Below are 21,574 nucleotides of genomic sequence, written 5' to 3'. Positions count from 1 at the left end.
CCTGCGCCGCTCAGCGCACTCCGCGGTCGCGGTCGATGAACTTCAGGTCAGAGGGCCGGCTCATCGGCAGCGTCTGCAGAATGTCGCCCAGCTGCCCACTGTCGGGGTCGCGTTGCACGACCACCAACGCATCGCTCTTCTGGTTGGCGATCACCATGAAGCGTCCGCTCGGGTCGATGGCGAACTCCCGCGGTTCGCGGCCTTCGCTGTCACGCGCCTGGATCTCCCGCAGATTGGCGTTCTCCTCGATCGCGTAAACCATGATGCGGTTCGTCTCGGCGCGGTCGCTGGCATAGAGGAAGCGGCCGTCGGGCGATACGTGAATCGCGCCTGGCGAGTGCTTCGCCGCCTCGCCCGCAGGGGCCATGTCCACCAATTGACGCTGCACCAGGCTGCCATCGACATGATCGAAGCGCGCCACCTGGGCGCTCAGCTCCAGGGTCGCGTACGCCTGCAGGCCGTCCGGGCTGAACACCAGATGGCGTGGGCCGCTGCCCTCCGGCAGGCTGATGAAGGCCGGGTCGGCGGGTGACAGCGGGCGCTCGGCATTGGCCGGGTCGTAGCGGTAAACGAAGATCTTGTCGGCCCCCAGGTCACTGACGAACAGCGTCTTGCCGTCCGGCGACATCACCGCCGAGTGCACGTGAGCCGACTGCTGGCGCTGCGGGTGCACTTCGCTGGCCTTGTGCGCGGCGATCTGGGTGACCGGCATCAGGGTGCCGTCGTTGGCCGTCGGCATCACGGCCAGGCTACCGCCGGGGTTGGCACTGGAGCCGTAGTTGGAGACGAACAGGTAGCGGCCGTCGCGGCTCTGGCTCAGGTGCGTGGGCTCGTCGCCGAGGGTCAGTTGCTGGGCCAGCGGCGACAGCTTGCCGCTGTTCGGCGCCAGCGTGAAGGCGCTCACCCGTCCCACCGGGTCCGGATGGCCCGGCCCGTTCTCATTGGCGGCGTAGAGCCGGTTGCGGTTGAGATCCAGCAATAGCCAGGACGGATTGTGGGTGCGCACCACCTGCAACGGTTGCGGTTCGATCTGGCCGCGTTCGGCGTCGAACTGCATCCGGTAGATGCCTTCGCTGTCCCCTTCGCTGGTATAGCTGCCGACGAGTAACTGATACATGGGTGCCGCCGCTCCGGTGAGGCTGAAGGTCAGAAATGCCGCGGCGACGCCGAGACGGATGAAGGAAGAGAGGGTCGTTGATCCGCGCATGGCTCGCTCCTGGTCACTGCTTGGATGGTCCTGGTTCGCTTTGGAGCCCCTGATGCAAAAAAAATTTGCCGGCCAATGCCTCAGGCTGTCGATTTCACTCTTGCCGGTACGACTAGGGGGTAACGAACCACGCTGGCAAGGGGACCGCAATGCGTTATCTGTGCCTGGTTTACCTCGATGAAACCGCCCTGGCGGGCCTTTCGCTGGCGGCCCGCGCCGCGCTGGAGGCCGAATCGCACGACTATCGCGAGGCGCTGCAGCGCAGCGGCCGGCTGATCGTCGGCGAAGCGCTGCAGTCGACCCTCAGTGCCACCACCCTGCGTATGCAGGGCGACCGATTGCTGCTGCGCGACGGGCCGGTCGTAGCCGGCTGCGAACAACCCGCGGCCTTCTACCTGTTCGAGGCGAACGATCTGAATGACGCCATCCTGCTGGCCTCGGGGATTCCGCCGGTGCGGCTGGGCTACGCCGAAGTGCGGCCGCTGCACCCGCGTGCGCCGCCCTGAGCCCCGGCCGTGGTGGTACCCGCTCGATCCCTTTCAGACTCCATGAGGAGATGCACATGAATACGACGAACGCACAGAATGGCGAAGCCCGCATCCGTGAACGGATGGCCGAATTCCAGCAGGCCGTGGCGGTCAAGGACCTCGACCGCATCATGACCCAGTACGCGCCCGACGTGGTGGCCTACGATGCCGTCGGCGAATTGCAGTTCAAGGGCGTCGAGGCCTATCGCGCCCACTGGCAGCGCTGCTTCGATTTCTGCCAGGGCGAGGGCTTCTTCGAGATCGGTGACGTCGAGGTCATTGCCAGCGGCGACCTCGCGTTCAGCTATTCGCTGAACCACTGCGGCGGCTCCAACGAGAAAGGCGAGATGCAGACGGCCTGGATGCGTGGCACCCGCTGCTGGCGCTTGCAGGACGGCGATTGGAAGGTGGTGCACGAGCACTTCTCGATGCCGTTCGACATGGCCAGCGGGCAGGTATCGTTCGGCCTCGAACCCTGAGTGGCGCCGCGTCTGCGCCGGCGCGTTCCGGCGCGGCGCAGCACCGCGTGCCAGCTGCTAAGGTTGTCGCTCGGCATGGCTTGATGGAGAGCAGCATGAAATACCTTTGCCTCGTCTATTACGACGAACAACGCGTGGATGCCATGACCGACGAGCAGTGGGCTGCGCTGGTCGATCAGTGCATCGCCAACGGCGAGCGCCTGCGTGAGAGCGGGCATTTCGTCGCCGGCGAGCCGCTGCAGTCGGTACGCACCGCCAAGACCGTGCGGGTCCGCGAAGGCGCCGTCTCGGTGGTCGATGGGCCTTTCGCCGAAACCCGCGAGCAACTGGCTGGCTTCTACCTGCTGGAGGCGGCGGACTTCGACGAAGCGGTGCAATTGGCGGCGAAGATTCCGCCGGCCGCGCTGGGCAGTATCGAAGTCCGCCCGCTGCGCCAGCTGCCTGATCGTTGAGCCGCTGGAGCGGCTCGGCGTGACGCCTACATCGGGTGGCGACGCGGCCAGCCAGCGGGCGGTCGAGGCCATCTACCGCAGCGAGTCGCGGCGCGTGCTGGCGACCCTGATCCGCCTGCTCGGTGACTTCGACCTCGCCGAGGAGGCCTTGCACGACGCCTTCTTCGCCGCGCTGCAGCAGTGGCCGGCCGACGGCATTCCGGCCAACCCGCGTGCCTGGCTGGTCTCGGCTGGGCGTTTCAAGGCCATCGACGGCCTGCGCCGGCGGGCGCGCTTCAACGCCTCGCTGAGCCTGTTGGCCGACCAGCTGGACACGGCCGAAGAGCCGGATTGGGACCTCGACGGGCTCGAGGACGATCGCCTGCGACTGGTCTTCACCTGCTGCCACCCGGCGCTGCCGAGCGATGCCCAGGTGGCGCTGACCCTGCGCGAAGTCTGCGACCTGAAGACCGAGGAGATCGCCCGCGCCTTTCTCGCCTCGCCCAGCACCATCGCCCAGCGCATCGTCCGCGCCAAGCAGAAAATCCGTGACGCCGCGATTCCCTATCGCGTGCCATCGCGTGAGGAACTGCCGGCGCGCCTGGATAACGTGTTGCGGGTGATCTACCTGGTGTTCAACGAGGGCTATTCGGCCTCCAGCGGCGCCGAGCTGACCCGCGCCGGCCTGAGCGCCGAGGCGATCCGGCTGGGCCGGCTGTTGCTCGAACTGTTGCCGGATCCGGAGCTGATGGGCCTGCTCGCGCTGATGCTGCTGCACGACTCGCGCCGCGCCGCTCGCACCGACGCGGCGGGCGAGCTGGTGCGTCTCGATGACCAGGACCGCAGCCTGTGGAACCGCGCGCAGATCGAAGAAGGCTCGGCGCTGGTGCAGCGCGCACTGGCCTCGCGGCGTTTCGGCCCTTACACCTTGCAGGCCGCGATCGTCGCCGTTCACGCCGAGGCGCCCAGCGCCGCCCAGACCGATTGGGCGCAGATCGTCGGGCTTTACGACGTGCTGCTGCGCGTCAGCCCTTCGCCGGTGATCGAACTGAACCGCGCGGTGGCGGTGGCCATGCGCGAGGGACCGGACACCGGCCTGGCGCTGATCGACGACCTGCTGGCCCGTGGCGAGTTACGCGACTACCACCTGCTGCATTCGGCCCGCGCCGACTTCTGCCGGCGCCTCGGTCGCCTGGAGGAGGCGCGGGACGCCTACCGCACCGCGCTGGCACTGGCGCAGCTGGAGCCGGAGCGGCGCTTCCTGCAGCAGCGCCTGGATGAACTGGACGAGACGGACGCGTCATAGTCGCGTTCCGCCGCGTGGGCATCTGGGCGCCGCTGCCGCCCACCCGTGTCGAGCCCAAAGAGGCGTTCAGCCCCGCCAGGCCGCCGGGTTCACCAGGTTCGCCGGGCGCTCGCCGGCCAGCGCCGCCAGCAGGTTGTCCACCGCGCAGCGCGCCATCGCTTCCCGCGTCTCGTGGGTGGCCGACCCCATGTGCGGGGTCGCCACCACGTTATCCAGCTGCAACAGCGGCGAATCCGCGCGCAGTGGTTCCTGCTCGAAGACGTCCAGCCCGGCACTGCGGATCTGGCCGTTGCGCAGCGCCTCGATCAGCGCCGCCTCGTCGACCACCTTGCCGCGGGAAATGTTGATGAAGATGCTCTCGGGGCGCATCTGGGCGAAGGCCGACGCACCGATCAGGCCATGGGTCTGTGCCGTCAGCGGCAGGGTCAGGCAGATGAAGTCCGCCTCCTGCAGCAGCGCCTCGAGGCTGCGATAGCCCGCGCCGAAGCGCTGCTCGGCCGCCGGCTTGGGCGAGTGGCTGTGGTAGATCACCGGCATGCCGAAGCCGAAGTGCCCGCGCTGGGCGAGGGCTTCGCCGATGCGCCCCATGCCGATGATGCCCAGGGTCTTGCCATGCACATCGCTGCCGAAATGGCGGGGGCCGATGTTCTGCTGCCATTGGCCGGCGCGGACCATGTTGGCCAGCTCCACGACCCGTCGGGCGGTCGCCAGGATCAGCGCGAAGCCGGTGTCGGCGGTGGTTTCGGTCAGGACGTCCGGAGTGTTGCTGAGCAGGATCCGGCGTTCGGTCAGGTAGTCGATGTCGTAGTTATCGACCCCCACCGAGACGCTTGCCACGGCCTGCAGGTCCGGCGCCAGGTCCAGCAAGGTGGCATCCAGCCTGAGGCTCGCGCCCAGCAGGCCATGGGCGCTGGGCAGGGCATCGCGCAATTGCGCCAGCCCTTGCGCATCGAGGCGTTCGATCAGGGTGACCTCGGCCTGGGCCTGCAGGCGCGCCATCAGCGGCGCGGACAGCGATTTGTAGAGTACGACGTGCTTTTTCATGAGGGCCTCGAATCAGGGACGAGCGGTGGCCGAAAGGGGCGTCGCGGTAGCCTGCGCGGTGCGGTCGCTGGCGCCGGGCTTGAGGGCCAGGGTCAGCACTACCGACAGCAGCAGCGCACCGCTCATCAGCAGGAAGGACATGGCGGGCGAGCCGGTGGAGCCGTTCAGGTAGCCGACCAGGTACGAGCCGCCGAACGAACCCAGGGCGCCCATGCTATTGATCAGCGCCATGGCGCCGCCGGCAACGTTCGCTGGCAGGATTTCCGGGACGATGGCGAAGAACGGGCCGTAGGGGGCGTACATGCAGGCCCCGGCAAGCACCAGCAGGCTGTAGGACCACCAGAAGTGCTCGGCACCCAGCAGATAGGACGCGTAGAACGCAACGGAGGCGATCAGCAGCGGCGGCCAGACGAAGCGCTTGCGCTTCTGGGTCTTGTCCGACGCCCAGGACACCAGCAGCATGGCGATCACCGCCGCCAGGTAGGGCAGCGCCGACAGCCAGCCGGCCTCGACCATGTCCATCTGCTGGCCGGCCTTGAGGATCGAGGGCAGCCACAGCACGAAGCCGTAGACGCCGACGCTCCAGCAGAAGAACTGCAGGGCGAGGATGATCACCTTCGGCGAGCGGAACGCCTCGGCATAGTTCTTCACCGCCTTGATGCCGACCTGCTCGGCGGCCAGTGCGCTTTCAAGGTCCTGTTTTTCCTGGTCATTGAGCCACTTGGCCTGGGCTGGGCGGTCATCGGCCAGGCGCCACCAGATAAAGGCCCAGAGCACCGCCGGCAGGCCTTCGATGATGAACATCCAGCGCCAGTCGAATTGCTCCACCAGATAACCGGAAACCACCGACATCCACAGCATGGTCACCGGGTTGCCGAGGATCAGGAAGGTGTTGGCGCGCGAGCGTTCGGCGCGGGTGAACCAGTGGCAGAGGTACACCAGCATGGCCGGCATCACGGCGGCCTCGACCACCCCGAGCATGAAGCGAATCACGATCAGCCAGTAGGCGCTGGAGACCATGCCGGTCAGGGTCGCCAGCGAGCCCCAGAGGATCAGGCTGACGAAAATGAGTTTCTTCACGCTGCGCTTCTGCGCGTAGATCGCCCCCGGCACCTGGAAGAAGAAGTAGCCGAGAAAGAACAGCGCGCCCAGCAGCGACGACATTCCGGGGGTGATCATCAGGTCTTCGGCCATGCCCGAGGCCGCGGCGAAGCCGTAGTTGGCCCTGTCCAGGTAGGCCAGGCTGTAGGTGATGAAGACGATGGGCATGATGTACCACCAGCGGCGGGTGGCGAGATTTCGCGTTTGCATGGCGTGACTCCTGAGCGTGTTGTTTTTGTGTGCAACAGGTGTGTGGGTGGGTGGTTATGTCGGTCAGGCCCCGATGGCGCGGCTGATGCCGGATGCGCCGGCAGCAAGCGGGACCTGGGCCTGTTCCCGAACGAGGCCGTCGAAGGCGGCCGAGAGTTCGGCACGGGTCGGCAGGCCCTCCATGTCGCCGCGGCTCTGTACCGCGCGGCTGCCGATCCAGTTGGCGCGCTGCACCGCGTCGTCGAGGCCGTGGCCTTCCAATAGGGCGCTGATCAGGCCGACAGCGAAGCCATCGCCGGCGCCGACGGTGTCCACCACCTGAACATTCGGCACCGCGGCGACGAAGCCCTGCGCCTCGGCCGTGCGGTAGTAGGCGCCCTCTGCGCCGAGCTTGATGACCACCGCCTCGACGCCCCGATCCAGGTAAAACGCGGCGATGTCGGCTGGATCGTCGAAGCCGGTCAGCACACGGCCCTCGGCGAGCCCGGGCAGGACCCAATGGGCGAGGGCGGCGAGGCGGTTGATCTCGCGGACCATGGTCGACTCGCTGTCCCATAGGCTGGGCCGCAGGTTGGGGTCGAAGGACAGGCTGCGACCGGCCCCGCGCATGCGCGTCATCAGCTCGAAGGCCATCTCGCGGGCCGTCAGCGACAGCGCCGGGACGATGCCGGTGGCATGCAGGTGGCGGGCCTCGAGCAGCGCCGACGCAATGGAGTCGATCGACAGGTGGCTGGCCGCCGAGCCGCGGCGGAAATACTCGACCTGCGGGTCGCTGCCATCGTCGCTGCGCGACTTGAACTGGAAGCCGGTTGGGTGCGCCGGGTCGACCGCCACGTGACGGCAATCCAGGCCTTCGCGCTCCAGTGTCTGCACCACGAAGCGGCCGAGGGAATCGGCACCGACCCGGCTCAGCCAGGCCACCTTGAAGCCCAGCCGCGACAGGCCGATGGCGACGTTGCTGTCGGCGCCGGCGATGCGCTTGTGAAAGCGCTCGACGCTGGCCAGGTCACCGGTCTGTTCGGCCACCAGCATCGCCATGGTTTCGCCGAAGGAGAGGACATCGAACTCAGACATGGGCGGCCTCCCGGTGCGGCTGGCCAAGACGGGACAGGACGGCGACGTGGTCGGTGGTCAATTGCAGCAGGTCATCGCCTTGCAGCGGGTACTCGGCGGCGCGCATCACGCCGGCCGGCATCTGCTCGAGCAGCAACTCCCACAGCGGCAGGTCGGCCATGGCGGGTGGGATGGCGACCAGCTTGCCATCGGCACGGCGCGTCACCGCCTTGCAATGAACATAGGTCACGTAGCGACCGAGCTGGCGCGCGGCGAGGTGTACCGACTGCTCCTGCCACTGCCAGTTGCCGATGTCGAAGGTCATGCCGATGGGCAGGCCCTGTTGTTCGACCGCCGCGAAGAAGCGCTGCAAGGGCTCGATCCGCCCGCCTTGCGGGGTCTGGTCGTTCTCCACCAGCAACTGCACCGGGCTGCCAGCGAGCGTAGCGGCGAGGGCCAACATGTCGCGGGTCTCGCTGAAATGGCCGAGGGACACCTTCAGCCAGGTCGAGCCGAAGGCCTCGGCGCGCCGCAGCGCAGTCAGCAGGGCGGGATTGGGCGCCGGCCGATCGGCGAGCCACAGCTCCAGCGGCGACGAATAGATGCTGCACAGCCCTTTGGCACGCGCGCCTGCGGCCAGTTCGTCGGCCTGCTCGGTGGTCAGCAGTTCTTCGCGCCACTCGATTCGCGACGCGCCGGCTGCGGCCAGCAGATCGACGAAGCTGCCCTGGCCGCGCGCGCGTACCAGGTCGGCGCCGTAGCTGGAGAGGCTGATGGAGACGGGTGGTTTATGCATTGTTGTGCTCCTCTGAAACCGGTTTCAGTTTCGCGTAAAAAAATTTCGCCTTGCTCAGGGCCTCATTCGCGAGGCCCTTGCGGCTTAGCGTCCAGCGCCACGGGTGGAGCCGCGCTCGATCAATCGCGGCGAGAAATCCAGGGTGCGTGCCGGGCCGCTGTCGCCGCGCAGCCGCTTGAGCAGGCAGTCGAACGCGCTGGCGCCGATCTCGGCGGTGGGTTGCGCCAGGGCGCTGATGCCGCTGCCCACCAGCGGGTACCAGTCAAGGTCGTCGAGGGCGAGCAGGCCGATGTCCTCGAACAGCTGGCAGCCCAGCTCGCGCAATACCTGAGTGGCCGCCAGCGCGGCAACGCCGTTGGCGCAGAACAGCGCCTTGGGCCCATGGTCCGGCCCGGCCAGGAAGGCTTCGATCCGAGTTTCCAGGCCCTCGCGAGTGTCCGCCACGGCGCCGCGCAGGGCCGGACGCTGCTCGATGCCGGCCTGGAAACGCTCGACCCGCTCGATGCGCGAGCTGGTGCCGTCGACCGGCTCGGTGACCAGCAGCAGGTCGCGATAGCCGCGCGCCTGGAGATGATCGAGCGCCATGTCGACGGCGGCGGGGTTGTCCAGGCCGACCAGATCGCTGTCGAGCCGATCGACTTTGCGATCGACCAGGACCAGGGGCATTTCCCGGCGCAGCTCCAGCAGCTCGTCGCGGTGGTGGCCCAGAGTGTTCACGATCAAGCCTTCGATGTTGTAGGCGCGCAGCAGCGCCAGGTGTTGGCGTTCCTGCTCGTCGTCGCGATCGGTGTTGCACACCACCAGGCTGTAGCCGTGGCGCCGGCAGGCGGTTTCCACGCCGTGCATCACGGCAATCGAATAGGGGTTGCGGATATCGGCCACCAGCATGCCGATCAGGCGAGTGCGGCCGCGCTTGAGACCACGAGCCATCTGGTTCGGGCGATAGCCCAGCTCGGCAATCGCCTGCTCGATGCGCTGGGCGATGGCATCGGAGAGCAGGGCGCGGTCTTCGCCAATGAAGCGTGAGACGCTGGCCTTGGAGACCCCGGCGCGTTCGGCGACATCGAGCATGGTGACGCGGCTGCGCTGGGCGGCGGAAAAAGAATTCACGGGCTGAAACCTGCTTTTTGAATTTATTGTCTGGCTCTGAAACCGGTTTCAGGAAACGCCAGAAGCCGCCCAGCCGTCAAGCGCTTCCTGAAAGACGGGCGACCGACGGTCGAGGGCGTACAGTCCGCCGAGGTCCGCTAGATCCCGGGGTAGAGCTGGCGGGGCGATATTTCGGTGTCTTGCCGCGCGTGACCGTCGCAAGGGGGTTGTCTCGAGCTGACTGCCCGCCGCGGGTCATCTCCGAGCCGCAGTGTGCGGGTTGATCATCGCCAGTGATGGCGTCGCGGCAGTGCTGACTGGGATCAGCTTTCGCCGCTACCGGCGGGCAGGTAGTCGCTGCGGCTCAGGCCGTGGCGCTGCATCTTTTCGTTGAGGGTGCGGCGCGGCAGCTGCAGCTGATTCATCACTTCGGCGATGTTGCCTTTGTGCTGTTGCAGGGCGTTGTGCAGGCATTGCGCTTCGAAGGCTTCCATCTGCTCGGCCAGCGACGTGGCCGGGCTCGGCGCCGGCATGCCGGCGCTGGCCGACGGCGGCGGGGTCAGGCCCAGCGCGTGGCGCTCGGCGGCGTTGATCAGTTCGCGCACGTTGCCCGGCCAGTCATGGCTGAGCAGCTGCGCCAGCTCGGCGGGGCTCGCCGGCACCGGGTCGCGGCCGTGGCGCTGGGCGGCCTGGCTGGCGAAATGCTCGAACAGCAGCGGGATATCCTCGCGGCGCTCGCGCAGCGGCGGGATGTGCAGTTCGGCGACGTTCAGGCGATACAGCAGGTCCTCGCGGAAGCGCCCACCACGCACCTCGTCGAGCAGGTCCGGCTTGGCCGCACTGATCACCCGCAGGTCGACCTCGATGCTGCGGTTCGAGCCGAGCCGCTCCAGAGTCTTTTCCTGCAACACCCGCAGCAGCTTGACCTGCTGGGCCAGCGGCATGCTTTCGATCTCGTCCAGGAACAGGGTGCCGCCGTGGGCGTGCTCGATGCGGCCGATGCGCTTGCCCTGGGCGCCGGTGAAGGCGCCGCTCTCATGGCCGAACAGCTCGCTCTCGAAGATGGTTTCCGGAATGGCCGCGCAGTTCAGCGCCACGAAGGGGTGGCGCGCCCGCGGGCTGAAGTCGTGCAGGCAGCGCGCGACCTGCTCCTTGCCGCTGCCGGTATCGCCGCGGATCAGCACGTTGACGTTGGTGCCGGCCAGCTCCAGCACCTGCCGCCGGAGGTGTTCCATGCCGCGCGAGACGCCGAGCAGCATGGATTCGATGCGGCCCTTGCGGGTGAACTGCTCGCGCAGCTGGCGGTTCTCGCAGACCAGCCGGCGCTTGTCCTGGGCGCGGCGCACGCTGTCGAGCAGGCGCTCGGGGGTGAAGGGCTTCTCGATGAAGTCGTAGGCACCCTGGCGCAGCGCCTGCACCGCCATGGGCACGTCGCCGTGGCCGGTGACCATGATGACTGGCAGCTCCGGATCCAGCGCCACCAGCCTTTCCAGCAGCCCGAGGCCATCCAGATCGGGCATGCGCACGTCGCTGATCAGCACGCCCTGGAAGTCGCGATCGATCAGCCCCAGGGCCTGCTGCGCGCTGGCACAGGTGCGCACGCTGAAGCCGGACAGCTCCAGCCATTGCTGCACGGCCTGACGGATTGCCGCTTCGTCGTCGATGAAGATGACCTGACCGCTCATGTCCCACTCCTTTTGCGTGTCGCCAGTCTACTCGGCGGCGGCCTGTTCGGCTGCCGGCAGATGCAGCACGAACACCGCACCGAGCGCATCGTTGTGCACCTCCAGATTGCCGCCCAGGTCGCGCACGATGCCGTAGGACACCGCCAGCCCCAGGCCCAGCCCCTGACCGACCGGTTTGGTGGTGAAGAAGGGCTCGAAGACCTGGTCCAGGTGTTCGCTGGCGATGCCACCGCCGCTGTCGGCGACGCTCAGCGTCCAGCCCTTGCTCTGCCGCTGGCAGTCGATGCGCAACTGACGCACCGGACAACCCAGCATGGCGTCGAGCGCGTTGGTCAGCAGGTTGATCAGCACCTGCTCCAGGCGGATCGCATCGCCGCTGACCCAGACGTCGGCCGACACCTGATGCACCACCTCGACCCCATCGCTGCGGATGCGCGGGCCGAGCAGCTCCAGCGCCTGCGCCAGCACCTCGCTCAGGCTCAGGCGTTGACGCAGGCCGGCGGGGCTCTTGCGGGCGAAGGTCTTCAGGTGGCTGGTCAGCGCGGCCATGCGTTCGAGCAGGCTCTCGACCTGGCCGATCCCTTCGCGCACCGCCTCGGTGCGGCCGCAGTCGAGCAGTAGCCGCTGGCTGGCCAGCTGCATGCGCAGGGCGGTCAGCGGCTGGTTGATCTCGTGGGCGAGGGCGGCGGACATCTGCCCCAGCGCAGCCATGCGGGCGGCATGCACCAGCTCATCCTGGGCGGTGCGCAACTCGCGGGTGCGCGCCTCGACCAGGTGCTCCAGTTCGCTGCGGCTGCGCTGTTCGACGCGGCGGGTCTTGCGCCGCTGGGCCAGGTAGAGGAGCAGGAACGCCAGGGTCATCCACACGCCGGCGGCGGCCAGGCGATAGCTGCGCACATTGGCGGCGATCAGCTGCGGTTCCTGCAGCAGGTGCAGCGTCCACTTCTCCTCGGGCAGCCGCAGCCGCTGCCACAGGTAGTTGCGCCGCCCGTCCGGGCCATCCACCTGGCGCCGCTCGCTGTCGGCGGCGATGCGTTGCAGGCTGTGGTTCGGCAGAGGTTGCAGGTTCTGCTCGGCGTAGCGGCGCGCGGCGACCAGCTCGGCGCGCACCTCATCGCTGAGCGGGCGCAGGTAGCGGAAGCGCCAGGCGGGGCGGTTGGTGAGGATGACGATATCCAGCGAATCGGCAATCAGCAGGATGCCCGACTGCCCGACCCACTCGCGTTGCATCTCCTCCAGTTCGAGTTTGACGACCAGCACGCCGATCACCTCGCCCGCGCTGTTTTTCACCGAACTTGAAAGGAAATAGCCCGGAATGCCGGTGGTGACGCCGACGGCGAAGTAGCGCCCCGAGTCGTTCGCAAGCGCATCGAGGAAGTACGGACGGAAGGCGTAATTGTTGCCGACGAAGCTGGTCCAGTCGCGCCAGTTGCTCGCGGCGAGGGTCTCGCCATGGCGGTCGAGCAGATACAGCACCGACGAGCCGGCCGCCTCGTTCTGCTGCTCCAGACGCTGGTTCAAGAGGTCGCGCAGGGCCTGGTCGCCGGGGTTGCTCAGCAGCGCCTGGATGTCGCTGTCCAGCGCCAGCAGCGCCGGCACCGAGCGAAAGCGCTCGACCTGGGTATGGATCGCCTGGGCATAGAGCGCGAGCTGATCGCGCGCTTCCTGGCTGCGCTCGGCCCAGGCGCGCTGCTCGGCGATGCGACCGGCGCCGTACATGCTGAGCAGCAGCCCGGCGAGGATCAGGGAGATGATGAAGGCGACGCGGTAGCGGCTGGTCAGGACAGGCATGTTCGACTCGCGTGATGAGGCGTCATGTTAATGCAGGGCTTGCCTATCGCGCATAACCTGTACATCTTTTGGCTAATGTACAGTTATATGTCGTGATGGCACTGTGATATCTGTGCGGGTTTTCAGGGTGAGTGGCGGTTAGCTGGGACGCATTGAGTACAAACGGGCAAGCCCGTTTGGTCTTGTAACAGGTCGTCTCGAGGGACCCATGCTCAAGAAAATCACCGTCGACGATGTGCGGTCCGGCATGTTCATTCATGGCTTCGAGGGCAACTGGCTCTCGCATCCGTTCTGGCGAAACAAATTCGTCATCGCCGAACCGGATGACCTGCTGCGCCTGCGTCAAAGCGGCCTCAGTGGCGTCTGGATCGATACCGACAAGGGTGACGATGTGGCCGATTCGGCCGATGCGTCGGGTGCGGCGCCCGAAGCACCTGCGGCCGCCGCAGTTCCCGAAGCGTCGAAAGCGACCGCTGTCACGCGTTGCAGCGCGCGCGACGAACTGCAACGCGCCGCCCGCATCATCAGCCGCTCGAAGAAGGCGGTCACCGAGCTGTTCGGCGAGGCGCGACTGGGCAAGGCGATCGATGTCGACGGCTGCCTGCCGCTGGTCGCCGATATCAGCGATTCGCTGGCGCGCAACAGTTCGGCGCTGATCGGCCTGGCCCGGCTCAAGCACAAGGACGAATACACCTATATGCACTCGGTCGCCGTGTGCGCGCTGATGATCTCGTTGTCCCGTCAGCTCGGGCTCGACGAGGACACCGCACGCGCGGCCGGCCTGGCCGGGCTGCTGCACGACGTCGGCAAGATGGCCATGCCCGAGGCGGTGCTGAACAAGCCTGGCCACCTCACCGATGACGAGTTCGCCGTGATGCGCAGCCATCCCGAGCGCGGTCACGCGATGCTCTTCGCGGCCGGATCGATCCCGGAGTCGGCGCTGGATGTCTGCCTGCATCACCACGAGAAATTCGACGGCAGCGGTTATCCGCATCGCCTGCAGGGCGAGGCGATCAGCCTGTTCGCGCGCATGGCGGCAGTCTGCGATGTCTACGATGCGATCACCTCCAACCGGCCCTACAAGCAGGCCTGGAACCCCGCCGAATCGCTGGCGCGCATGGCGCAGTGGAGCGGCCATTTCGACACCCGCGTATTCCACGCCTTTATCCGCTCGGTGGGCATCTATCCGCTCGGCTCGCTGGTGCGGCTGGAGTCCGGCCGGCTGGGCGTGGTGATCGACCAGCACCCGGAAAGGCTCACCGAACCGCTGGTGCGGGTGTTCTTCTCGGCGAAGGCCAAGACACCGATCCAGCAGCTGGACCTGGACCTCTCGCGCCGCGGCGTGACCGACCGCATCGTCGGCCGTGAAGACCCGGCGCAATGGGGTTTCAGCAACCTGGACGACTTCTGGAAGTAGCGGCGCAGGTCGCGTGTCTCGGCTGGCGCGCCCTCGATGGGCGCGCCAATTGCCTGACCGCTCGCCGCGTCGGGTCGTCAGCAAGGGGTGGGTGCGCTATCATTCGCCGCCTGTTTTTGCTGCTTCGATACCTCGAAGCCCAACCGAGCGTGTCCGTTACCATGACCTGGCAGCCCAGTCCGCCATAGCGCAACGCCCCCTCGCCTGTCCCCGACCGCCAACGTGCGCGGTCCAGTGCTGTGTGCCTGCTGGCACCTCAGCCAAAAGACACTAGCCTTGCATCAGCCTGCGTGCCGCTGTCATGCCCGCCGGTCATGCCTTTGCTCTGGAAACTCCGATGCTCCATTCGATCAAGCAAAACTGGTTCTCCAACATCCGCGGCGATCTGCTCGCCGGCCTCGTCGTCGCCCTTGCGCTGATCCCGGAAGCGATCGCCTTCTCGATCATCGCCGGGGTCGATCCACGGGTCGGTCTGTACGCCTCGTTCTGCATCGCCGTGGTCATCGCCTTCGTCGGCGGTCGCCCCGGCATGATCTCCGCGGCCACCGGTGCCATGGCGCTATTGATGGTAACGCTGGTGCGCGAGCACGGCCTGCAATACCTGCTGGCCGCGTCCCTGCTCTGCGGCGTGTTGCAGATCGGCGCGGGTTACCTGCGGCTCGGCTCGCTGATGCGCTTCGTCTCGCGCTCGGTGGTCACCGGCTTCGTCAACGCGCTGGCGATCCTGATCTTCATGGCACAGCTGCCGGAACTGACCAACGTCACCTGGCACGTCTACGCCATGACCGCCGCGGGCCTGGGCATCATCTACCTGTTCCCCCATGTGCCGAAGATCGGCCAGGTCATCCCCTCGCCGCTGGTGTGCATCCTCACGCTGACCGCCGTGGCCATGTACCTGGGGCTGGACATCCGTACCGTCGGCGACATGGGCGATCTGCCCGATACGCTGCCCGTTTTCCTCTGGCCGGAAGTACCGCTGACCTTCGAAACCCTGCAGATCATCTTCCCGTATTCCGCCGCGCTGGCCGTGGTCGGGCTGCTGGAATCGCTGATGACCGCCACCATCGTCGATGACCTGACCGACACCGGCAGCGACAAGAACCGCGAGTGCAAGGGCCAGGGCGTCGCCAATATCGTCTCCAGCCTGTTCGGCGGCATGGCCGGCTGCGCGATGATCGGGCAGTCGGTGATCAACGTGAAATCCGGCGGCCGCAGCCGGCTGTCGACGCTGATCGCCGGCGTCGTGCTGCTGCTGATGGTGGTGTTCCTCAGTGACTGGGTCGGGCAGATCCCCATGGCCGCGCTGGTGGCGGTGATGATCATGGTCTCCATCGGCACCTTCAGCTGGGATTCGCTGCGCAACCTCAAGCATTACCCGCTGTCGACCAACATCGTCATGGTGGTCACCGTGGTGGTCGTGGTGTTCACCCACAACCTGGCCTACGGCGTGCTCGCCGGTGTGCTGCTGGCGGCGATGTTCTTCGCCAACAAGGTCGGCCACTACCTCGACATCCGCTCGGAGCTGGACGGCGATGCCAATGGTCGAACCTATCGGGTGGTCGGGCAGGTGTTCTTCAGTTCATCGGACAAATTCACCGCTGCCTTCGACTTCAAGGAAGCCCTCGCGCGGGTCACCATCGACCTCAGCCAGGCGCACTTCTGGGACATCACCGCCGTGTCCGCGCTGGACAAGGTGGTGCTCAAGTTCCGCCGCGAGGGCACCGAGGTCCAGGTGCTGGGCTTGAACGAAGCCAGCGCGACCATCGTCGACCGCTTCGGCGTGCACGACAAACCCGACGCCATCGACAGCCTCATGGGCCACTGACAGGGAGAACGACATGAACCAGGTAATGGCTTGCATCGACGGTTCACCACAGGCGGCGGCCGTCTGCGATTGCGCGGCCTGGGCCAGCCAGCAGCTGGACGCGCCGCTGACGCTGTTGCACGTGCTCGACCAGCAGCAGTACCCGGCGACCGGCAACCTCAGCGGCATCATCGGCCTGGGTAGCCGTGAATACCTGCTCGAGGAACTGGCCGCGCTGGACGAGAAGCGCAGCAAACTGGCGCTCGAAGAAGGACGGATGATGCTCGACGCCGCCCGCCAGCGGGTGATCACCGCCGGCGTAGCGCAACCGGAGGTGCGTCAGCGCCACGGTGATCTGGTCGAAACCCTGCGCGACCTCGAGTCGGACACCCGGCTGCTGGTGATCGGCAAGCAGGGCGAGGACAGCGGCACCGACCTGCAACTGATCGGCAGCCAGCTCGAAAGCGTGATTCGCACCCTGCACCGGCCGATCCTGGTCACCCCGGCCAGCTTCAGCGCGCCTACCAGCGTGATGCTGGCCTTCGACGGCAGCGCGACCACCCGCAAGGGCGTCGAGATGCTCGCCGCCAGCCCGTTGTTCAAGGACATTCCGCTCCATCTGGTGATGGTCGGCGAAGACACCACCGAGCACCGCGCGCTGCTCGAGGCGGCCCGCGACGCCCTGGTGGCAGCCGGGTTCGAAGTGCATATCGCGATCCGCAATGGAGACGTCGAGCCGGCCCTGCACGCCTACCAGGCCGAGCATCAGGTCGGCCTGCTGGTGATGGGCGCCTACGGCCACTCGCGGATTCGCCAGTTCCTCGTTGGCAGCACCACCACCCAGATGATCCGCTCGACCACCACGCCGCTGTTGCTGTTGCGCTGAGAGAAGCCAGAACGCGGGTAAAGCAAGAGTTTCGCCCCGAGGGCGGGCCTCCCATTTCAGCTTTTCGCCGCTTGCGAAACCTGTGGGAGGCGCGACCCGCGCCGAATTGGGGCTACCCCGTCGTCACGTCTAACCGCAGCGGTCGCAGACCGCACGGAAACCGCTTCGCCCCGAGGGCGCTCCTACAGCGCCGTCAAGCCAGCGCCCGAATCGCTTTTGTGGGAGGCGCGACCCGCGGCGAATAGGACTACCCCGACCGCCTCAGTTCTAACCGTAGCGGTCGCATACCGCACGGGAACCGCTTCGCCCCGGGGTCGGGGCTCCTACAGCACCGCCAAGCACCACGCGAATCGCTGTGGGAGGCGCGACCCGCGGCGAATAGGGCTACCCCGACCGCCTCAGTTCTAACCGCAGCGGTCGCATACCGCACGGGAACCGCTTCGCCCCGAGGTCGGGGCTCCTACAGCGCCGCCAAGCCACCGCACGAATCGCTTTTGTGGGAGGCGCGACCCGCGGCGAATAGGGCTACCCCGACCGCCTCAGTTCTAACCGCGGCGGTCGCATACGCACGGGAACCGCTTCGCCCCGAGGGCGCTCCTACAGCGCCTCCAAGCACCACGCGAATCGCTGTGGGAGGCGCGACCCCGCGCCGAACGGGCTTGGGGCTCACCCGCTCTCTATGGCTCGCGTCGCCTAGCGATACAGGTCCGCCCGCGACCAAGGCAGTTCATGGGAGCCATCGGGCAAGGGCTTGCTCGCCAGGATCTGGTGCAGGTTGATCCAGTTGCGGCGGAAGCCATAGGCGCAGCCCGCCAGGTAGACCCGCCAGATGCGCAGCGCCCGCTCCGGTACCATCCGCTGGGCTTCGGCCAGGTGCTGCTCCAGGCGTTCGCTCCAGAACTGCAGCGTGCGCGCGTAATGCAGGCGCAGGCTCTCCACGTCGACGATCTCCAGGCCCGAGGCGCTGATGCAGGCGCCGATCTCGGTCAGGTGCGGCAGCTCGCCGTGGGGGAATACGTAGTGGTCGATGAATTCGCCCGCGCCGTGCGCCACCGGCCGGCCGTCGAGGTAGCGCGAGGTGATGCCATGGTTCATCACCAACCCGCCCGGGCGCACCACCTCCGACAGCTGCTTGCAGTACAGCGGCATGTTGGCGTGCCCCACGTGCTCGAACATGCCGACACTGACCACCTTGTCGAACTGGCCCTCCGTGGGCAGGTCGCGGTAATCCATCAGCTCCAGCTGAACCTGATCCTCCAGCCCCTCGGCGGCCACGCGCTCGCGCCCCAGCTTGAGCTGCTCGCGACTGAGCGTGATACCGAGCACCTGGGCGCCGAACTCGCGCGCCGCAAAACGTGCCAGCCCACCCCAGCCGCAGCCGACATCGAGCAGCCGGTCACCCGGTTTGAGCCGCAGCTTGCGGCACAGATGGCGCAGCTTGGCCTGCTGCGCCTGGTCGAGGTCTTCGGTGCCGGTCTCGAAATAGGCACAGGAATAGACCATGTCGCGGTCGAGCCAGAGCTGATAGAACTCGTTGGACAGGTCGTAGTGATAGGAAATGGCCTCGGCGTCGGTGGCCTTGTCGTGCGCTTCGCGAGTTGGCAACGCCGAATGCTCGTCGCCCAGTGCGCTGGTGATCTCGTCGCCGATGCGAATGATCTCCTCCAGCGGCCCGTGGAGGTCGATCTGACCTTCTACATAGGCACCGCCGAGCAGATCGAGGCTCGGATGCGCGAGCTGCGGCACCAGGCTGGGGTCCTTGATCTCCAGCGTTACGGAGGGGGCGGGGCCAATGTCGATCTCCTTGCCGTCCCACAGCTTGAGGCGCAACGGAAGCTCCAGTTCCTTCAAGGTCGGAAGTATTGTGGCCAACATACTCGGTCTCCTGATCGTCCCGTATGGAATCCTAGACCAGGTTCTTTACGCCTGCGCTCGATCGGCAGATGGCTTTTCTTTATGGGTTTGATTGGAAAGGTTTAGCGCGGGGGACGGGTTGCTGTGCACGGATGGCGCAGGCTGAATTGCCATTTGGCGCGTTTTGCTGAGGGGAGGGAGGCGCTGGGCAGGAAATGGCGGAAGGCAGTGGGAGTCGAACCCACCCAGGAACGGCTGCCGCCCCCAACCGGGTTTGAAGCCCGGCCGCACCACCGGGTGCGATTGCCTTCCTTATTGATCTATAAGGGATTTTCTAGCTCGGCGAGTGTTCTGACACGCGACCGAAGAGGAAGTGTCGAAATTTTCAAGCAATGTTAGTGCTTATGCGCCTCGCGGCCATCAGGCGAGAGGCGAGCGTACCGCATTGTCGTGACGAGTGACGACTCACATGGATATTTTGCAGCCGCCAACCCGCTCGTGAGCTTATGGCCCGTCGCAATCCGAACCGATCACCAAAGTGGTAGTGCGCACGCGTGGGCTAATGGATTAGTCTTCGGAGCCGCCATGCGGTTGCGCTTATAAGCTAGGTCATAGCTACAACGGCACGCTCTGCGGCGAGGCCATCCGAAATGTGCCTAGTCAGAGCGCGGGATAGCGATCACAACAGTAGTGACTAGGCGCTGATAAGCCGAAGGGCAGTACGAGGGAGATATGAGGCTGAATGGCACGACGCCCCGGAATACATTACAAGGCAACCTCGCAAAAGCTGCAGGCTAGCGAAACTGATCCCTGGTTTGATCGGCACGCGATAACGCTCTAGTTGTTGCCTTGTGCAGCCTGTGGGTTTCCGGCAGCGCTTCAAAAAGCCAAGGAATGTATTTCTTTCAGCTCCGTCAGCGTGTTCTGTTAGTAGCAGAGCAATCAAGATACCGAATGGTATGCCCTTAATCACGAGAACAAATTCGATAATTCACCGTGTAGACTAGACTTATGTCCCTAACCCGGGCTCAAAGCAATGATTTTCAAATATCTCCAAGAGCAAAAATAAAAATCTGGAAAACTACATTCTCGGCGCAGCTGCAATGGCTGATGATGTCCGGAAGAATATCGAAACCTTTAGCGAAAAGTGTAGGTGCTACCTTTCGTTAATTGTATCTAGTCTAAAAAGGTCGGAGCGAAGAATAAAGGAGTAACCTAAAGGAAGATTTCGGATTTGCTGGAAAAGTCGCATTCGTTCATGAGCTGGCTGATATTTTTGGTCGTGCAATAGCGATTGGCGAAAATATACACACTATTCCGGTTTTTCTATTGCTAAGACAAATAGAATTGTTTGGCCAGGGCCAGAAAAAGAGAGCCATGCAATTCATAGTGAGAACGGAAATCCAGAGCTTAAGAGGCGCGTCAGAAATGGATGAAAGAATAAATATATGCAAAAAATACGTAGACCATATTTATGACCTAATAGAGTTAATCGTAAACACGCATGGTGACAGACCAATACCAAGAGCGGACAGGCAAGAAATTACCAATTTTGAAATAAATTACAAGAACTTTAAGTCTCGAACCTCGAAAGGTTCTGCCGACGCAGAGGCCGCTGTCGAAAGCGCAAATGGTGTGGCGGTGCATGCCCAAGCGATAGGCTTAAAAGTCAAAAATAGAGATATATACAGCGACGAAGTTAAAAATATTGCGGAACAGCTAATTGAGGTCGCGAAGAAATTTAAGACAATAATAGATTCTGACGAAGAGTTTGCGCAACCCTATAGGTTGGCTAGAAATAAAGATCAAGTACTTGAGGGCATAACACGCACTTCTGTGTCAGATCAAGAAAAACAAACAATAGAACTGTTGGCTAAATTACGAGCAGACATAGATAATTTCGAGAGAAGAATAAATCAAGGCCTTGAAGAAATTGAGCGCTTAAAGTCAAAGGGCGCTAATGAGCTACAAAATACCAAGAAAGAAATATCGAAACTGCAGAATATTATAGAAGGTATTGGCTCAGAGGTAGCTGATATTAATAAAACAATGACATCGGAGGTGGAAAAGACAGCTCTAATTACAAAAGAGGCGTCTGAATATAGCGAGAAAATACACTCGCAAATTGACGAGCTACTTGGTCACACTGCATCCAAGGTACTACTTTCGGATTATGCAGAGACCGCAAAAAACGAAAAAAAAGCCGCAGACCTGATGAGAAATCTATCGTTGGCCTGTATGGGGGTAACTGGCGCAATAATCTGCTATGCAATATATGAGTCTATAAATCTAGGTCTGGATTGGGGGCAGGCAATATTTAAATTCCTCACAGCAGTAGTTTTGTCCGTCCCGGCGGCCTATCTTGCTAGAGAATCAGCAAAACATAGAAGTCAAGAGCACAGCAATAGGAAAGTCTCTTTGGACTTGAGGGCCATAACCCCATACATTGCAACTATGACTATTGAAGAACAAAATAAAATAAAAGCGGAAATTGCTACAAAAATATTTGGAAATCAGGAAGGGTCACCAATAACTGACAACTACCCAGTAAATATTCAAGAGCTAGCGAAGCTGATAATCGAAAAAATACCGGCGCCAAACAAGTAAAACCATGACGTGCAACTTACCCGGTAGAAGCAGGGTTGCAGGTGTGCGCAATAGTTAATCTCGGAGAAGAGAGAAGTGAGCGAACGACTAATCTTTTCTCAACATTAGCCGGTAGGATGCGATGAGGGGTGTCGAAAAAGTGTCGAAGCTACTACCAAAAATGGCACGCATTGACCAGAACAGCGACGCTTAGAATCCGTGATTACCAACCTTTGCCAGCATAGGCCAACACCACTCAGGTACATCACAGAATTTGAAGCCCGGCCGCACCACCGGGTGCGATTGCC

General features: G+C 64.2%; 17 protein-coding genes and 1 tRNA gene. 8 read left to right on the top strand and 10 right to left on the bottom strand.

What is annotated here, in order from left to right; translation table 11 throughout:
- Window positions 1-10 precede the first annotated feature (10 nt).
- Complete coding sequence (locus KVO92_RS09825; protein WP_217475481.1) at window positions 11-1,207, bottom strand: lactonase family protein; 1,197 nt, start codon at window positions 1,205-1,207, stop codon at window positions 11-13.
- 149 nt (window positions 1,208-1,356) lie between these two features.
- Here KVO92_RS09825 and KVO92_RS09820 point away from each other — a divergent pair, with 149 nt between their 5' ends.
- The 4 genes from KVO92_RS09820 to KVO92_RS09805 all read left to right on the top strand — a co-directional run bounded on the left by KVO92_RS09820 (window position 1,357) and on the right by KVO92_RS09805 (window position 3,950).
- Entirely contained in the window at window positions 1,357-1,713 is a 357-nt protein-coding gene (locus tag KVO92_RS09820; protein ID WP_217475480.1) for a YciI family protein, read from the top strand.
- A 56-nt stretch (window positions 1,714-1,769) separates the two neighbouring features.
- Window positions 1,770-2,213 (top strand): YybH family protein, encoded by a 444-nt coding sequence (locus tag KVO92_RS09815; protein ID WP_217475479.1) that lies wholly within the window; start codon window positions 1,770-1,772, stop codon window positions 2,211-2,213.
- 95 nt (window positions 2,214-2,308) lie between these two features.
- Window positions 2,309-2,665 carry a YciI family protein gene (locus KVO92_RS09810; protein WP_217475478.1) on the top strand — a complete coding sequence of 119 codons (357 nt, stop codon included), beginning with the start codon at window positions 2,309-2,311 and terminating at the stop codon, window positions 2,663-2,665.
- A 19-nt stretch (window positions 2,666-2,684) separates the two neighbouring features.
- The gene (locus KVO92_RS09805; RefSeq protein WP_217475477.1) at window positions 2,685-3,950 is read left to right on the top strand and encodes an RNA polymerase sigma factor; all 1,266 of its coding nucleotides are present in this window, start codon (window positions 2,685-2,687) and stop codon (window positions 3,948-3,950) included.
- A 66-nt stretch (window positions 3,951-4,016) separates the two neighbouring features.
- On the opposite strand, the gene KVO92_RS09800 is transcribed toward KVO92_RS09805, so the two are convergent.
- The 7 genes from KVO92_RS09800 to KVO92_RS09770 all read right to left on the bottom strand — a co-directional run bounded on the left by KVO92_RS09800 (window position 4,017) and on the right by KVO92_RS09770 (window position 12,719).
- Window positions 4,017-4,994 (bottom strand): 2-hydroxyacid dehydrogenase, encoded by a 978-nt coding sequence (locus tag KVO92_RS09800; RefSeq protein ID WP_217475476.1) that lies wholly within the window; start codon window positions 4,992-4,994, stop codon window positions 4,017-4,019.
- 12 nt (window positions 4,995-5,006) lie between these two features.
- Window positions 5,007-6,305, bottom strand: a complete 1,299-nt coding sequence (locus KVO92_RS09795) for an MFS transporter (protein WP_217475475.1) — start codon at window positions 6,303-6,305, stop codon at window positions 5,007-5,009.
- Between the two features lie 63 nt (window positions 6,306-6,368).
- Window positions 6,369-7,379, bottom strand: coding sequence for a sugar kinase (locus KVO92_RS09790; protein WP_217475474.1), 1,011 nt, complete (start codon window positions 7,377-7,379; stop codon window positions 6,369-6,371).
- Window positions 7,372-8,154, bottom strand: coding sequence for a sugar phosphate isomerase/epimerase family protein (locus tag KVO92_RS09785; RefSeq protein WP_217475473.1), 783 nt, complete (start codon window positions 8,152-8,154; stop codon window positions 7,372-7,374). The genes KVO92_RS09790 and KVO92_RS09785 overlap by 8 nt, the downstream gene beginning before the upstream one ends.
- Before the next feature lie 84 nt (window positions 8,155-8,238).
- Entirely contained in the window at window positions 8,239-9,264 is a 1,026-nt protein-coding gene (locus KVO92_RS09780; protein ID WP_336512623.1) for a LacI family DNA-binding transcriptional regulator, read from the bottom strand.
- 302 nt (window positions 9,265-9,566) lie between these two features.
- Window positions 9,567-10,928 (bottom strand): sigma-54-dependent transcriptional regulator, encoded by a 1,362-nt coding sequence (locus tag KVO92_RS09775; protein ID WP_217475472.1) that lies wholly within the window; start codon window positions 10,926-10,928, stop codon window positions 9,567-9,569.
- Between the two features lie 27 nt (window positions 10,929-10,955).
- Window positions 10,956-12,719 (bottom strand): sensor histidine kinase, encoded by a 1,764-nt coding sequence (locus KVO92_RS09770; protein ID WP_217475471.1) that lies wholly within the window; start codon window positions 12,717-12,719, stop codon window positions 10,956-10,958.
- 208 nt (window positions 12,720-12,927) lie between these two features.
- Here KVO92_RS09770 and KVO92_RS09765 point away from each other — a divergent pair, with 208 nt between their 5' ends.
- From KVO92_RS09765 to KVO92_RS09755, 3 genes are all read left to right on the top strand, one after another.
- On the top strand, window positions 12,928-14,136 hold the full coding sequence (locus tag KVO92_RS09765; protein WP_217475470.1) for an HD-GYP domain-containing protein: 1,209 nt from the start codon (window positions 12,928-12,930) through the stop codon (window positions 14,134-14,136).
- Between the two features lie 337 nt (window positions 14,137-14,473).
- Window positions 14,474-15,961 carry a SulP family inorganic anion transporter gene (locus tag KVO92_RS09760; RefSeq protein ID WP_217475469.1) on the top strand — a complete coding sequence of 496 codons (1,488 nt, stop codon included), beginning with the start codon at window positions 14,474-14,476 and terminating at the stop codon, window positions 15,959-15,961.
- A 13-nt stretch (window positions 15,962-15,974) separates the two neighbouring features.
- Window positions 15,975-16,826 carry a universal stress protein gene (locus KVO92_RS09755; protein ID WP_217475468.1) on the top strand — a complete coding sequence of 284 codons (852 nt, stop codon included), beginning with the start codon at window positions 15,975-15,977 and terminating at the stop codon, window positions 16,824-16,826.
- A 693-nt stretch (window positions 16,827-17,519) separates the two neighbouring features.
- On the opposite strand, the gene cfaB is transcribed toward KVO92_RS09755, so the two are convergent.
- Window positions 17,520-18,701 carry a C17 cyclopropane fatty acid synthase CfaB gene (gene cfaB, locus KVO92_RS09750; protein WP_217475467.1) on the bottom strand — a complete coding sequence of 394 codons (1,182 nt, stop codon included), beginning with the start codon at window positions 18,699-18,701 and terminating at the stop codon, window positions 17,520-17,522.
- A gap of 195 nt (window positions 18,702-18,896) precedes the next feature.
- Window positions 18,897-18,992 (bottom strand) — tRNA-Sec (locus tag KVO92_RS09745).
- A 1,065-nt stretch (window positions 18,993-20,057) separates the two neighbouring features.
- Here KVO92_RS09745 and KVO92_RS09740 point away from each other — a divergent pair.
- Window positions 20,058-21,287 carry a hypothetical protein gene (locus tag KVO92_RS09740; RefSeq protein WP_217475466.1) on the top strand — a complete coding sequence of 410 codons (1,230 nt, stop codon included), beginning with the start codon at window positions 20,058-20,060 and terminating at the stop codon, window positions 21,285-21,287.
- Window positions 21,288-21,574 lie beyond the last annotated feature (287 nt).

It is taken from the genome of Stutzerimonas stutzeri (assembly GCF_019090095.1).
Lineage (GTDB): Bacteria > Pseudomonadota > Gammaproteobacteria > Pseudomonadales > Pseudomonadaceae > Stutzerimonas > Stutzerimonas stutzeri_AN.
Note: the sequence above shows the minus strand (reverse complement) of the source record. Positions and strands in the feature narration are given on the sequence as shown.